Here is a 13895-nt window from a genome sequence, read left to right as displayed (position 1 = left end):
GCTACGCCAAAAATCGACGATTTCACGCGACCGGGAGGACCATCGATGAAGATCACCGACGTCAAGACCTTCGTGGTCAACAACCCGCCGCCCGGCATCGGCGGCAAGTATTTCATCTTCGTCAAGCTCACCACCGACGGCGGCGTCGTTGGCTACGGCGAGGCCTACAACGCCACCTTCTCCGCCCATGTCACCGCGCGAATGATCGAGGACATGGCCGAGCGCTACCTCGTGGGACAGGACCCGCACGACATCGAAAACCTGTTCCGCCGCTGCTATTCCTCCGGCTTCACCCAGCGACCCGACGTCTCGGCCATGGGATGCTTTTCGGCGCTGGAAATGGCCTGCTGGGACATCGTCGGCAAGGAGGCCGGCAAGCCCGTCTACAAGCTGCTCGGCGGTCAGGTGCACGAGACGCTGCGCTCCTATACCTATCTTTATCCACACACCGGCAGCGTCCATACCGAGGACGTTGCTCCCAAGAACGTCTACAACGACCCCGACATGGCAGCCGAATGTGCAGCTCTCTATGTCGACCAGGGCTTCGACGCCGTGAAGCTCGATCCGGCCGGTCCTTGGACCGCTTATGACGGCCACCAGCCCCGCCTCATCGACATCGACCTGTCGGTGCGCATGCTGAAGGCCATCCGCGAGGCCGTCGGCACCCGTGCCGACATATTGTTCGGCACGCATGGCCAGTTCACCGCCTCAGGCGCCCTGCGCATGGCTCGCGCCATCGAGCCCTACGATCCCTTGTGGTTCGAAGAACCGGTGCCGCCCGACATGCCGGAAGTGATGGCCCAGGTCGCGCGCGGCACATCGATTCCGATCGCGACAGGCGAGCGGCTGACCACAAAATTCGAGTTCGCCCGAGTCATCGAAAACCGCGCCGCCACCATCCTGCAGCCCGATCTCGGCCGCTCCGGCGGCATTCTCGAGACCAAGAAGATCGCCGCTATGGCCGAGGCCTACCACATCCAGATCGCACCCCACTGCTATTGCGGCCCGATCGTCGGTGCAGCCAACATCCAGCTCGCCGTCACTCTACCCAATTTCCTCATCCTCGAATCGCTCAAGCAATGGGACGGCTTCCACGCCAAGCTGCTGAAAAAGAAGATCGAATGGCAGGACGGCCATGTCATCCCGTCGAAAGAGCCCGGCCTCGGCGTCGAGCTCGACGAGGCGGTGTGCGAGGCCAATCCTTATGACGGTCCCCACCTGCACCTGCAGATGGTGCAGACCCCGCTGATGCCGTGAGGCGCGCGTGACCCAGTCCCTCGCTTACGCCTTCATCGGCCTTGGCCATCTCGGCGCCAATCTCGCGGCATGCCTTGTGCGCGGCGGCTTCGAGGTCGTCGTCTACGACCGCAACCCCGAAACTGTCGAGCACCTCGTTGCGCAGGGTGCCGCCGCTGCAAAAAGCCCTGCGGACGCGGCCGCACGCGCCGGCAACGCCATCACCTGCCTGCCCTCACCCAGGGTTAGCGAGGCGGTTCTGGTCGGCCCCGACGGGCTGCTGTCAGGCCTGCCCAAGGGCGGCACCTGGATCGAGATGTCGACAAACGGCCGCGACGAGATCCTGCGCCTTGCCGACCTGGCCACTGAGGCCGGCGTCTATACGCTGGAATGCCCCGTCACTGGCGGCGTCCATCTCGCCGCCGAGGGCAAGATCACTGCACTTGTCGGCGGCGATGCGGCGCTCTACGAGCGCCACCGACCGGCCATTGAGGTGATGTGCGCCCGCGCCTTCTTGATGGGGCCGATCGGCTCGGCGGCAGTGATCAAGGTCATCACCAACATGCTCGCCTTCATCCATCTCGTCGCCGCCGGCGAGGCGCTGATGCTGGCAAAGAAAGGCGGCCTCGACCTCGCCCAAGCCTACCACGCCATCGTTGCCTCCTCGGGCAACAGCTTCGTCCACGAGACCGAGAGCCAGCTGGTGCTCAACGGCTCCTACGACATCGGCTTCACCATGGACCTTGCCCTCAAGGACCTAGGCTTTGCGCTCGCCATGGCTCGCGAGGGCAGCGTCCCGCTCGACCTCGCCGCCCGCGTCAACACCATCTTCGAACGGGGCAAGGTGGCTTATGGCGGCGACGCCTGGTCGACGATGATCGTCAAACTCCTGGAGGACGCGACTGCCACCGACCTGCGCGCGCCCGGCTTTCCGGCGAAGCTGTGAGGCTGACGTCTCTAAAACGTTCCCCTTGTGGGCAGGGTCGGCGCGTAGCGCCGGGGTGGGGGTAGTCGAAAGCCCTGAGCCCAGCCAGCCCCGCTCTGCCTGGCGGATCGGCCTCCCACAGGGGCGGGCAATCGCGCCTGGCACCGCCCTCTTCTCGCCCCGTTTTGACACCCGCCCTCGGCTCGACTTACCTCTCGCCACCACCACTCGGGAAGGATTCTCCGATGCGGCCTAGCCTGCGCGCGAAAATACTCGACGTCTGCGCGCGAAAGATCGCCGCCAAGGGCCCTGATGTCGGTCTGTCCTTCTACGCCTTCTTCGCCAACAGGAACGACGACCCAGAGCTTCTGATGGAGGCCGCCGAATGGTGGATCAGGACCCAGAAGCTCGACCACTTCGAAAAGGCCGCGAAGATCGAGGCGATGGTCAGGGAGATGGACGCCTAACTTCCACCCCTTCAATTCCAGCGACTTACGCCAATCCCCGGACTCAGAATCCGAGCCCCTTGAATCAACACCTCACCTTCAAAGCCTTCGCCACCATCTCGTAGGTCGCCGGAATATGCCCCGGCGACTCGCCGTCGATATCGACGAGTGCGGCATTGGCGAGCGGATCGCCCAAAGGCTCGACCGTGACCTTGCGCCCGCGCAGAATGGTGATGGCGGGGTGGTTGCGGTGGCGGCCGCCATAAAGCAGGCGCAGGTCGAGAATCAGCTTGAGCTTGCTCGCCGCGCGCAGGATGACGATGTCGAACAGCCCGTCATCGGGAACGGCATCCGGGGCGATCATCATGCCGCCACCGAAGAACCGCTCGTTGGCCACCGCCACGAGCGCCACCCTGGCCTCGACGGGTTCGCCATCGTCGACAGTGATGCGTACGTCCTGGAAGCGGTAGCGCACGAACTCGATCACCGTGCGCCAGAAGAACAGCGCCTTGGCCGGCACCCAGCGCTTGCGCCGGTCGTTGTTGACCGCCCGCACCGTCGCCCCTGACATGCCGAGACTGGCGATGTTGACAAAATGCCGGCTCGCCAGTCGGCCATGGTCCTCGACGAAGGAGATACGGCCAGCGTCGATCAGACGGTCGCTGCCCTCGGCAATGCGCGCGATCGCCGAAGATATTTCGACGGGAAGGCCCATACCGCGGGCAAAGTCGGAGCCGGTGCCGCAGGGCAGCACGCCGAGAATGGCCGCCTCGCCCGTTTCGGCCTGCATCTGCAAAAGCCCGTCGGCGACCTCGCTGATCGTGCCGTCGCCGCCCGCGGCGACGACCAGTTCGCAGCCAAGCGCCACCAGGTCGCGGGCAAGAACCGCGCCGTCGCCCGGCTCGGTCGTCTCGCGAAACTCGACTTCGCCGAAGCGCTGCGTCAGCGCTGCCGCAACCTCGGTCCAATGCGTGTCCAGTCTGCCGCCGCCGGCCACCGGATTCCTGACGACGCCGACTTTCACGAACGTACCCTCCCCGGCAGCCAACGCGCCGCCGCCTCCGCCTTATTGTTAGCCGCAGAGGCAAATGCGCAAGGGAAAGGTTGCAAAGTTCACATCCTGTCGGCCGCCTTGGCGGAAGAACATGTCGCCGGATGGCTACAACGCTGCCGCGCAAGCATAACGCCACCGTCATGCCATGATTGCGGCCAACTGGCGCCGCGATCGGAGCGGAGAAATCGCGGCGTCAACAATCCTTGAGGATTCGGACCGTGATCAAGTCTGCCCTTGTCGCCATGACCATCGTCGGTTGCGACTGCGACGCCAAGCTTTGCGAATATATCGGCGAGACGCCGGCACAGTGGACGTCAGTCGCCGACTGCGAGGCGGCGATGAAGAGCCGCATCCTGCGAGAAGGCAACCACGCCTATCCGTTGGTGACCGGCATCTGCCGCACCACGGTATTTGCCGAGCCGCAGTTGGCATCGGCCCCGGCCGAAATCAAGGAAGCCGAGCCAGCCGAGCGGACCACCGTTGCCGGCATCGTCGAAGGCGGACGCTCGGTCCTCTATCGCACCGCCAATGGCTATGCGCTGGCGCGCAGCGGCCTCAGCGATGCCGCCGCCGGCACGGTTGCCGCAGCAAAACGCTCGTCGAGCTGGCTGGCCGCCAATATCGGCTTCTGAGCCGACCGTCCGGCGGCATGAAAAATAGCCGACCTCGGGAAAAGAGGCCGGCCATAATTGGTTCTGCGTCTTGGAAGGTCTCAAGAACGTCACCCACCCCGCCGGGCGCATGGCAGTGCCGGCAGGGCGGATGTGCAGACGGCCGTTACGAGGCCGCTTCGATCGCGGTCACAGCACCTGTCGTGTCGTCCACTGTAACCTTGACCTTGGCGCCGGCGGCCAGGCCGTCGACCTTGAGGGTTTCGGGGATGACATAGGTCTTGCCGTCGTCGAGCGTGATCGAGCGTGTCGCCGGATCGACCGACTGGACCGTGCCTTGGACTTCGGCGGCATAGGCGGCACCGATGAAGGCAAGCGAAGCGACGGTCGTTGCAAGGATCTTGTTCATGTCTGGTACTCCCGTTCAGGTCTGTCCCGGCTGGTCCTGCCCTCGTAGCAAGGCCCGCCGAACGAGATGGAGACTGACCTGCGGAATGGTCCGACGCAAATCACGAAGCGTGAAATTATCGAACGTAATCATAGGCTTACTTCCGCCGCATTTGACCGCAACCGGCACATGTCTGGATGCTTCGCCATCACCCCGATCTCGCCCTAACCCTTGCCAGCCATACGCTGACCGGCGTCACACCACCGTCATCGCGCCGCCACCCCAAGGTCGGATTCCGCAATGGCCGATCACGAAACGCCATTCGACATCGGCGTGGACAGATTTTTTCCGCGCGGGCCGCCACCCTCCCGCGACGTTTTGCGCCGTCGTTTCGTTGGTCCAGCTCGCCCGGTTGCCTTCACAGCAGCCGGTGATTCTGGCATAGCTCGCGCCGCACGATTTGTGCTTTTGGGAAGCTCCCGTCTTGAACCCCCTGTTTGAAATCGTCGGCGCCGTCGCCGCCATCCTGACCACTTTGTGCTGGTTGCCGCAGATCATGAAGATCCTGCGCGAGCGCAAGACAAGCGACATCTCGCTCGGCACCAACGCCGCACTCGCCACCGGCATCTCGCTGTGGATCGTCTACGGCGTCGCGCTCGGCTCGCTGCCGGTCATCGTGTCCAACATCGTCACGCTGGTTTTCATCCTCGCCATAGTCGGGCTCAAGCTCCGCTTCGGCTAGCGTATCGGCCCGAATACCGGATTCGGATTTCGGAAAGCACGATACAGCGCTTCAAGGTATTGGAGCGTTCTTTTGCGCGTCCGTACGGACGCGCGCCGCTCCAACCGCGCCTTACGACCCAATCTTGCGCACCAGCGAGGCCGTAGCCAGGATCGTCGCCATGTCGGCGATCATCGGCTCGACATGCGCCTTGTAGTCGAGAGCCAAATCCGACGCCGGCAGCTCGAAAAAATCCTTCTGGTGTGGCAACAGCAGAAATCCGCTCGTGCCCGAAAGCGCGATCCGCGCCGGCTCGCCCGGCCATGCCTCCTTGAGCCAGGTCAGCGCCTGCGCCATCTGCCCCGACACCAGCGGCTGCGCAGCCTCGACATTGTCGCTGCGGAACTCGTAGGCCATATCAAGGTCCTGGACCCCCGACCGGAGTTCCTTCAGGCCACTGCCAAAGAGTTCGCCGAAAAAGCTCAGGACCGCATTGGTCCGGATCGTTGCGACCAGCGTACCCTCAAACGGCTTCTTCAGTCCAAACGCCACGATCACGCCCTGAAAGGTCGTGGAGTCGTGCTTTTCTGCGCGTTGCGTGAGCAGTGTTTCGTACAGCTCGAAATCGAAACCATCGTAATTGCCGGAAATGAAATCATCGATTTCGAGGTTGTTGTACTTGCCAACCGTAGATTCCGGTAAGTTGACAAAGGACGGTGGCGTCGCGCCCCGTTCATGGCGCATATTTTTGATGAAGCCGAAGACGATCGGCAGCAGCTTGTTGCGAAACGATGCGTTGGCGGCTTCGAGCGGCCGCATCGCACGGAAATAGGCGAAGAACGCAGCGATGAAGCCCACGACATAAAGATAGACATGCGGCGTCGACAGCCACTGCTCGTTGACGTCGGCTATGAAGTTGAAGATCAGCGCCAGGACCAGAACCGCAACGATCACGCCGCCGAGATAGAGGGGCACCCGCCACGCCGTCGAAAGCCTGATCGCATTGCGCTCGGCCTGATAGGCTTCGAGGTCCTTCTTGATGCCCGCGGTCGTCGCCTCGTCCGGCATGAAACCAGCTGCGCTCATATGTGCCCCCATGGCGCGCCGAGATCGTGCCGCCCACTTACCGGATGATAGCGGCTTTTCGCCAAATGTCGCGGCGTAAACAAGGAGATGCAACGATATCCGGACTCAGCTGGTGAGGCTGGCGGCAGCGGCCCCGTAAACCGCCTGCCAGCGCGCCCGCACTTTCATTCCAAGCTCGCCGTCGACCTTGTCGAGCGGGACCATGTTCTCGTGCGCGCCGTCGCGCTGGCGCATGAACGGCACCAGCCGGTAGCTTGCAATCTCGCCACGCGTGGCAGCGTCGGCGCTGACATCGACGAGGAGGATCGCGGCGATCCGTCCCGGCCAGGGCTGCCGCGTCAGCGCCGTGCCGAGAAAATCGCCCAGGCCGTAGGCCACCAGCGTGTCGTCGGCGCGCGCCATCGGCTGCACGACATGGGCGTGATGCCCGACAACGAGCCCGACACCCAGCTCAGCCAGTCTCCGCGCCCAGCCACGCGTGACGGTGCGCGGAAAATGCCGGAACTCCCAGTCCCAGTGCGGCACCGCGCAAACGAGATCGGCGCCTTCTGCGCCCGCTAACCCGTTGCCGGCCGCGGCAAAGAAATCGTCGGCCATGGCAACGCGCCCAGCGAAAGCCTCCGCGGGCGCATTGCGCCACTGCGTGAATGCGGCGAACCCCAGCGTCAACGGGCCGGCTGCCACCTTGCTCACCTCGGTGGTCGTCCCGATAGTGGCAATGCCAAGCCTGCCCAATGCCGCAAGCGTCGCATGATAACCGTCTGCCCCCTGGTCGAGCACATGGTTGTTGGCCAGCGACAGCACCAGCCGCTCTGGCGCGATGGCAGCCGCCGCCAGCGTTCCGGTGAGAAATTCTTCGGTCATCGCATGATGCGTTCCGAGCCGCGTTCCCAGCCGCGCGCTCGGCCGCTCCACGACAGGGCTCTCGCAATTGCCAACCACCAGATCGGCCGCGGCCAGGAGCGCCGTCAGCTCGCGGTCGAAAATCGGCGGCTGTTTGTTGGCGACGGCGGAAATGTCGCCGACGAATGCCAGGCGCACGCTCTGCCCCGGCTTGGGCAGGAAACGCACCTGATCAGGCAGATAGCCCGGACCGTTACGCCGCAGCGACGGCCTGATGAACCGCGCTGGCCAGGAGATCTTGTAGGAGAAAGGATAGTTGGACACGCCACGCCTGAAATTGACTGCGGCCACCCTAGCAGCTTTTCATTGCGTACAGCTGGCGCTTTCGGCCGGCCGTTACTTTTGCCGCCGCTTCTTGCTCGAGCGGCCGATGGCCAGGCGATAGATTCTGTCGATCTCGCCGACGATCCGCTTGGGGTCGAGCTGCCGTGCGATCTCCTGTCGCCCCACCTGCCCGACGGCTCGACGCTGCGTCGCGTGGCGCAGGTCGAGTGCTGCAGCCGCCATGCCATCGACGTCGCCGACGGCAAAGCTCTGCTCCCTGGGCAAGATGTCGACCATGTTGCCGACCCGCGTCGACAGGACCGGCAGCCCGGCCGCCATCGCCTCCAGCGGCGCGATCGGCGCCTGCTCGTCGCGCGAGGTCATCAGAAAAAGGTCGAAGGCCGGCAGCAGCTCGAGCGCGTCGTTGCGCAGTCCCGGCAAATGGATTCGGCCCGTGAGCTCAGGCGCCGCGATCGCCGCGTCCCACTCGGCCATGATGTCGTTGCCCTGATTTGTCGAGCCGATGACCAGCAGTTCGGCGTCGACATCCTCATCCAGCAGTTTGCGCAGCACGCGCACCATGTCGATCTGGTTCTTGCGCCCGCCGAGTTGGCCGACCGAGCCGATCAGGAACGCCTCATCGCGAATGCCGAGTGCAGCGCGAGCCCGCGCTCGCGAGGCGACCGACACCGGCTCGATCCGGCCGACGTCGAACATGTTGGGCAGCAGGTGGATGTGCCGGCGCGAAACCAGCCAGTGCTTGACGTAATAGTCCACCGTCCACTGGCTCAGCCCGATGACCTCATGGGCAAACAGCCATGGCAGTTGGTACTGGCGCGCATGCGCCGTCATCACGATCGGCGTACCGGCCGCGCAGCGGAACACCAGCCCGAACTTGTTGCCGCGGCTGCCATGGCAGTGCACCACGTCCTCGCCCCAATCGCGGATGGCATAGCCGACGCGGCGGATTTCCCTAGGCGTCGTGGCGAAGTTCGATCCTATCATCCGGACCGGGCCGTCGAAATGCTGATGCTCGATCCACGAACCCAGCGAATGCACCAGCATCACCTCGTGCCCGGCGTCGAGCTGGGCCTGGATCAGGATCCTGGAACTGGTGGCGACGCCATTGAGCGCGCCATGGCCGACAAGATGCGCGATCTTCATAGCGCCGATGTCTGCTGCGGAAAGTGGATCGGAAAGGTCATCTGGCGTCCGGGTCAGGAACTGAGTGCACGCTCTCTAACATCCCGCGACGATCAGGCAAACACGGCTTATGGACGCCACCTCGCCGCGCTCGCAGCTCTTGCCGCCTTTGTTGCCCAGGCATAAAGCATAATGCCTTCAGCACACTGGCGCGCGCAACAATTGCCAGTAATCTCAAGCAGTTTGCAGTGAACCGGGTCTGGAGGGACTGCCCATGATGCTTCGAAGACTTGCCACCGCTGCGGCCTTGCTGGCCGGGTTGATGGCGTTGCCTGCCGGTGCGATCGCCGCCGAAGCCTACACCACCGGCAACGTCAACGTCCGCAGCGGCCCCGGCACTGGCTATGCCAGGATCGGCATGCTCTACGAGGGCACGCGCGTCGACTTGCGCGGCTGCGACGGCAACTGGTGCAACGTCTACGGCCCGCGCCTGCGCGGCTGGGTCTCGGCCAACTATCTCGACGAATATGTCGGTCGTCCGCCGGCCGTGGTCGTCGCGCCCACCATCATCGTGCGGCCACCACATTATCGCCCGCCGCACTGGAACCGCCCTCCTCACTGGAATCGCCCGCCCAAGCCACGGCCGCCGAGGCCACGCCCGCCCGGCGCCAACTGCAAGATCGCGCCCGGCTTCCCCTGCCCAAGGTGACAACCTCCTGACAGCCTGATGTCAGGAGCCGAATTACCTCTCCATGCGGGTGTCGGCTTTCCGGCATCCGCGCCCTTTCCATTTTTGCGTAGACCGCCCATATTTCGCTCATGGCCAAATCTCCTGACAAGAAATCGCCCGCTTCGGGAAGCGACAACCGTGCCGCACAGCGCAAGCGCGGCGGCAATGGCGTAACCGACTTCCTCGACGCTTCCGAGCCGTTGCATCGCCCCGGCTTCGGCGAAGCGCCGCAGGCCGCGTTCTCGGGCGCACCGCTGTCCGGTTCGATTTCGGATTGGGCCGAAGAGATTGCCCGCGAGGCTGAGAAGCCCCAGCCCAAGGCCAAGAAAATCCCGGAGAAGAGCTCGGCCCCGACCCGTTCGGCGCGTGGCACCTCGATGGGCGGTGCTGCCTCCGCCAAGGAGCGTGCCGCCGCCGGTCTCAACCCTGTCGCCGGCCTCGACATTTCGTTGGAGGACGCGGCGTCGCTGTCCAACTCCGGCGTCACCGCCACCGTCGCGGCGCTCTCGGCCCTGATCGAGAGCGGCAACCCGCTGCACAAGAACGGCGAGATCTGGGTTCCCCATCGCCCCGCTCGACCGGAAAAATCCGAAGGTGGCATCCAGATCGTCATGCAGTCGGAATTCGAGCCGGCCGGCGATCAGCCTACTGCCATCAAGGACCTCGTCGAGGGCGTCGGCAATGCCGACCGCACCCAGGTGCTGCTCGGCGTCACCGGCTCCGGCAAGACCTTCACCATGGCCAAGGTGATCGAGCAGACGCAGCGCCCGGCGCTGATTCTCGCGCCCAACAAGACGCTGGCAGCCCAGCTCTATGCTGAGTTCAAGAAGTTCTTCCCCGACAACGCGGTCGAGTATTTCGTCTCCTATTACGACTACTACCAGCCCGAGGCCTACGTCCCGCGCACCGACACCTATATCGAGAAGGAATCGACCATCAACGAGCAGATCGACCGCATGCGCCATTCGGCGACGCGCTCGCTGCTCGAACGCGACGACGTCATCATCGTCGCCTCGGTCTCCTGCATCTACGGTATCGGCTCGGTCGAGACCTACACGGCAATGACCTTCCAGATGCAGGTCGGCGACCGCCTCGATCAGCGCCAGTTGCTCGCCGACCTCGTCGCCCAGCAATACAAGCGCCAGGACATCAATTTCGTCCGCGGCTCGTTCCGTGTCCGCGGCGACACCATCGAGATCTTCCCCGCCCACCTGGAAGACTCGGCATGGCGCATCTCGCTGTTCGGTGACGAAATCGATGCCATCACCGAGTTCGATCCGCTCACCGGCCAGAAGACCGGCGACCTCAAGTCAGTCAAGATCTACGCCAATTCGCACTATGTGACGCCGCGGCCGACCTTGAATCAGGCCATCAAGTCGATCAAGGAAGAGCTGCAGCATCGCCTGCAAGAGCTTGAAAAGGCTGGCCGCCTGCTTGAAGCCCAGCGCCTGGAGCAGCGCACCCGCTTCGACCTCGAGATGCTGGAAGCGACTGGCTCCTGCGCCGGCATCGAAAACTATTCGCGCTATCTCACCGGCCGCCGCCCCGGCGATCCGCCGCCGACGCTGTTCGAATACATCCCCGACAATGCGCTCGTCTTCATCGACGAAAGCCACGTCACCGTGCCCCAGATCGGCGGCATGTACCGGGGCGACTTCAGGCGAAAGGCGACGCTGGCCGAATACGGCTTCCGCCTGCCCTCCTGCATGGACAATCGGCCGCTGCGTTTCGAGGAATGGGACGCCATGCGCCCGCTCTCGGTCGCCGTGTCGGCGACGCCGGGCAACTGGGAGATGGAAGAGGCTGGCGGCGTCTTTGCCGAGCAGGTCATCCGCCCGACCGGCCTGATCGACCCGCCGGTCGAGGTGCGCCCGGCCAAGAATCAGGTCGACGACGTCGTCGGCGAGATCCGTGCCACCACCCAGGCCGGCTACCGCACGCTGGTCACTGTGCTGACCAAGCGCATGGCCGAGGACCTGACCGAATACCTGCACGAGAACGGCGTCCGCGTCCGTTACATGCACTCCGACATCGACACGCTGGAGCGCATCGAGATTCTTCGCGACCTGCGCCTTGGCGCTTTTGACGTGCTGGTCGGCATCAACCTTTTGCGCGAAGGCCTTGATATTCCCGAATGCGGTTTCGTCGCCATTCTCGATGCCGACAAGGAGGGTTTCCTCCGCTCGGAAACCTCGCTGATCCAGACCATCGGCCGCGCGGCTCGTAACGTCGACGGCAAGGTCATCCTCTACGCCGACCAGATCACCGGCTCGATGGAGCGCGCGATGGCCGAGACCACGCGCCGCCGCGAAAAGCAGATGGTGTGGAACGAAGCCAATGGCATTACGCCGGAGAGCGTCAAGTCGCGCATCTCCGACATCCTCGACTCGGTCTACGAGAAGGATCACGTCCGCGCCGACATCTCGCAGTTCACCGACGGTGCCGGTGCCATGATGGGCAACAATCTGAAGGCCCATCTCGAAGCGCTCGACAAGCAGATGCGCAACGCTGCCACCGACCTCGATTTCGAGAAGGCCGCCCGCATCCGCGACGAGATCAAGCGCCTGCGCGACATGGAGCTCGCCATTTCGGACGATCCGCTGGCGCGCGAGGTCGAGGGCCAAAGCCCCGCTTCCGGCCGCGAGAAAGGCAAGCACAACAAAGGCGTCGCGAAGCACCGCACGGTCGAGGAACAAGAGCGTTTCCGCAAGCTGGACGAGGCCCGCGCCGCCGAGGAAGCGGCCAAGGCTGCCCGCCCGAACCTGTTCCGCAAGCCGAAGCTCGACGAGATGGGCGCCGACGGTGCGGTTCCCGCAGGCAAGTCGCTGTTTTCCAAGCCTCACATCGACGACATGGGACCAGGCACCGACATGACCACGCCCGCCGGCGCGGTGTCACGTTCGCTGTTCAAGAAGCAGTCGGCCGCCGAAGCCCATGGCTCCGACTATGGCGTCCCCGACGACGGCAAGTCCCTGTTCAAGAAGAACGACCTCGACGAGATGACCGTTCGCCGTACGGAAAAACCCGTCGAAGGCGTCAAGCCGATCAAGCGCGCCAAAATCGGCGCGGGGTCCTATGAGGACCCGGCCGAGGCAGCACGAGCGAAGAAGAAGCCGGGCAAGTCAGGACGGCCGGGGAAGTGAGCAAGCGCAGTTTCACCGCCGGCGACAAAGAACCATAGCTAGCACGGCTCATTGTCCTGATGCTCATCCGGTCGATGCCGCACCAGCCAATCGATATTGCCGCGCGAGATGCAGAGATCCTTCAAGGCGGTATCGTCCAGGCGCGACAGTCTCCGCGCAGCACGCCATTCGCGTAAGGTCGACGCCGCCGAGATGACTGATACCAGTATGGCGCGGGCGAGCCTGCCGCCATATGCGGTCTTGCCTTGATTTTCGATCATGGTCGTCATGGCCGGTCTCCAGGGGATGGGAACAGGCTAGCGACCCGACTGGCATAATGGAAACGAATGTATATTATGGCCTCGATAAGAGGTCCTTATGCCAAACAACATCGATATCGCGTTGCTGAGAGCATTCCTGGCCGTGGTCGACACCGGCGGGATGACCAGTTCGGCCAAAGTGCTCAACCTCACCCAGGCAGCCGTGAGCCAGCAGGTGAAGCGGCTCGAAGACTGTTTCGGCTGCGCCCTCTTCGAACGCGACCGCAAGGGCCTGAAGCTGACGCCAACGGGCCAGCGCCTTGTCGTTCAGGCGCGCCGCCTTGTCCGCAACAATGACGAGGTCTGGTCGGCGATGAACGAAGCCGAATTCGAGGGAGAAATCCGTCTCGGCATACCTTCCGATTTCGTCCGCTGCTTCGGCGCACCGATCCTCAGGCAATTCGACCAGGCTTGGCCGCGCGTACGGGTGTCGCTTGTCTGCGACACAACACAGCGCCTGCTTGAAAAGCTCGACGGCGGCGAGGTCGACTTGACCTTCGCGGTGGAGAAAAAATGCGGCCACAATGGCGAGACGCTGCTATCTGACCCACTGGTCTGGGTCGGCGCCAAGGGTGGCCAGGCCTTCGAACGCGATCCCCTGCCGATATCGACTGATGACGAAACCTGCATGCTGAGACCCTTCGCGCTCAAGGCCCTGGCAGACCATGGACGCGTCTGGCGCTGGATCTGCGAAGACAGCAATTTCGATCCCATCCTGGCGACACTCGACGCCGATATTGCGGTAGCACCGCTGCTGGCCTCAACCATACCGCCGGGTTTTGAAATTCTGGGCGAGCGGCATGGGCTGCCGTCCTTGCCAAGCTTCTGGATCAACCTCTATCAGCCGCATGCTGGGCCGACGCGCCTCTCGGCAGAATTGGCAGTGCACATACGCGACGTGATCGGCACCCGTTCGCAGTTGGTAACGTGATCCAGGTCATTGTTT

Annotated in this window: 14 protein-coding genes; 8 read left to right on the top strand and 6 right to left on the bottom strand. The window is 63.8% G+C overall.

Annotated elements, in window-relative coordinates; all coding sequences use genetic code 11:
* Window positions 1-45 precede the first annotated feature (45 nt).
* The 3 genes from SLT36_RS11295 to SLT36_RS11285 all read left to right on the top strand — a co-directional run bounded on the left by SLT36_RS11295 (window position 46) and on the right by SLT36_RS11285 (window position 2628).
* Window positions 46-1257, top strand: coding sequence for a mandelate racemase/muconate lactonizing enzyme family protein (locus SLT36_RS11295; RefSeq protein ID WP_154384801.1), 1212 nt, complete (start codon window positions 46-48; stop codon window positions 1255-1257).
* Between the two features lie 7 nt (window positions 1258-1264).
* Complete coding sequence (locus SLT36_RS11290; RefSeq protein WP_432287496.1) at window positions 1265-2182, top strand: NAD(P)-dependent oxidoreductase; 918 nt, start codon at window positions 1265-1267, stop codon at window positions 2180-2182.
* Window positions 2183-2406: 224 nt separating this feature from the next.
* A complete protein-coding gene (locus SLT36_RS11285; protein ID WP_432287495.1) occupies window positions 2407-2628 on the top strand; it encodes a DUF6500 family protein in 222 nt (73 codons plus the stop codon).
* Window positions 2629-2692: 64 nt separating this feature from the next.
* Here the strand turns inward: SLT36_RS11285 and SLT36_RS11280 are convergent, their stop codons facing one another.
* On the bottom strand, window positions 2693-3631 hold the full coding sequence (locus tag SLT36_RS11280) for a diacylglycerol/lipid kinase family protein (protein ID WP_432287493.1): 939 nt from the start codon (window positions 3629-3631) through the stop codon (window positions 2693-2695).
* Between the two features lie 248 nt (window positions 3632-3879).
* On the opposite strand from SLT36_RS11280, the gene SLT36_RS11275 reads away from it, so the two are divergent.
* Window positions 3880-4293, top strand: a complete 414-nt coding sequence (locus tag SLT36_RS11275) for a hypothetical protein (RefSeq protein WP_182573297.1) — start codon at window positions 3880-3882, stop codon at window positions 4291-4293.
* A 145-nt stretch (window positions 4294-4438) separates the two neighbouring features.
* Here SLT36_RS11275 and SLT36_RS11270 read toward each other — a convergent pair whose 3' ends face one another.
* Entirely contained in the window at window positions 4439-4681 is a 243-nt protein-coding gene (locus SLT36_RS11270; protein ID WP_067959585.1) for a DUF1344 domain-containing protein, read from the bottom strand.
* A 463-nt stretch (window positions 4682-5144) separates the two neighbouring features.
* Here SLT36_RS11270 and SLT36_RS11265 point away from each other — a divergent pair, with 463 nt between their 5' ends.
* The gene (locus SLT36_RS11265; RefSeq protein WP_432287491.1) at window positions 5145-5402 is read left to right on the top strand and encodes a SemiSWEET family sugar transporter; all 258 of its coding nucleotides are present in this window, start codon (window positions 5145-5147) and stop codon (window positions 5400-5402) included.
* A gap of 111 nt (window positions 5403-5513) precedes the next feature.
* On the opposite strand, the gene SLT36_RS11260 is transcribed toward SLT36_RS11265, so the two are convergent.
* The 3 genes from SLT36_RS11260 to SLT36_RS11250 all read right to left on the bottom strand — a co-directional run bounded on the left by SLT36_RS11260 (window position 5514) and on the right by SLT36_RS11250 (window position 8798).
* A complete protein-coding gene (locus SLT36_RS11260; RefSeq protein ID WP_432287490.1) occupies window positions 5514-6449 on the bottom strand; it encodes a DUF3137 domain-containing protein in 936 nt (311 codons plus the stop codon).
* Window positions 6450-6572: 123 nt separating this feature from the next.
* Window positions 6573-7538 carry a CapA family protein gene (locus tag SLT36_RS11255; RefSeq protein WP_432287488.1) on the bottom strand — a complete coding sequence of 322 codons (966 nt, stop codon included), beginning with the start codon at window positions 7536-7538 and terminating at the stop codon, window positions 6573-6575.
* A 168-nt stretch (window positions 7539-7706) separates the two neighbouring features.
* Window positions 7707-8798 (bottom strand): glycosyltransferase family 4 protein, encoded by a 1092-nt coding sequence (locus SLT36_RS11250; protein WP_432287486.1) that lies wholly within the window; start codon window positions 8796-8798, stop codon window positions 7707-7709.
* Window positions 8799-9051: 253 nt separating this feature from the next.
* On the opposite strand from SLT36_RS11250, the gene SLT36_RS11245 reads away from it, so the two are divergent.
* Both SLT36_RS11245 and uvrB read left to right on the top strand, forming a co-directional pair.
* Window positions 9052-9486, top strand: a complete 435-nt coding sequence (locus SLT36_RS11245; protein ID WP_432287484.1) for an SH3 domain-containing protein — start codon at window positions 9052-9054, stop codon at window positions 9484-9486.
* A 110-nt stretch (window positions 9487-9596) separates the two neighbouring features.
* Window positions 9597-12650: an excinuclease ABC subunit UvrB gene (uvrB, locus tag SLT36_RS11240; RefSeq protein WP_432287483.1), complete on the top strand. Its 3054-nt coding sequence runs from the start codon at window positions 9597-9599 to the stop codon at window positions 12648-12650.
* A gap of 38 nt (window positions 12651-12688) precedes the next feature.
* On the opposite strand, the gene SLT36_RS11235 is transcribed toward uvrB, so the two are convergent.
* Window positions 12689-12919, bottom strand: a complete 231-nt coding sequence (locus SLT36_RS11235; RefSeq protein ID WP_432287482.1) for a hypothetical protein — start codon at window positions 12917-12919, stop codon at window positions 12689-12691.
* An 88-nt stretch (window positions 12920-13007) separates the two neighbouring features.
* Between SLT36_RS11235 and SLT36_RS11230 the strand changes: the two genes are divergently transcribed.
* Complete coding sequence (locus SLT36_RS11230; RefSeq protein WP_432287480.1) at window positions 13008-13880, top strand: LysR family transcriptional regulator; 873 nt, start codon at window positions 13008-13010, stop codon at window positions 13878-13880.
* The last annotated feature ends 15 nt before the right edge of the window (window positions 13881-13895 follow it).

Source organism: Aminobacter sp. BA135 (assembly GCF_050859125.1).
Taxonomy (GTDB): domain Bacteria; phylum Pseudomonadota; class Alphaproteobacteria; order Rhizobiales; family Rhizobiaceae; genus Aminobacter; species Aminobacter ciceronei.
This window is presented reverse-complemented; position numbering and strand designations above follow the sequence as displayed.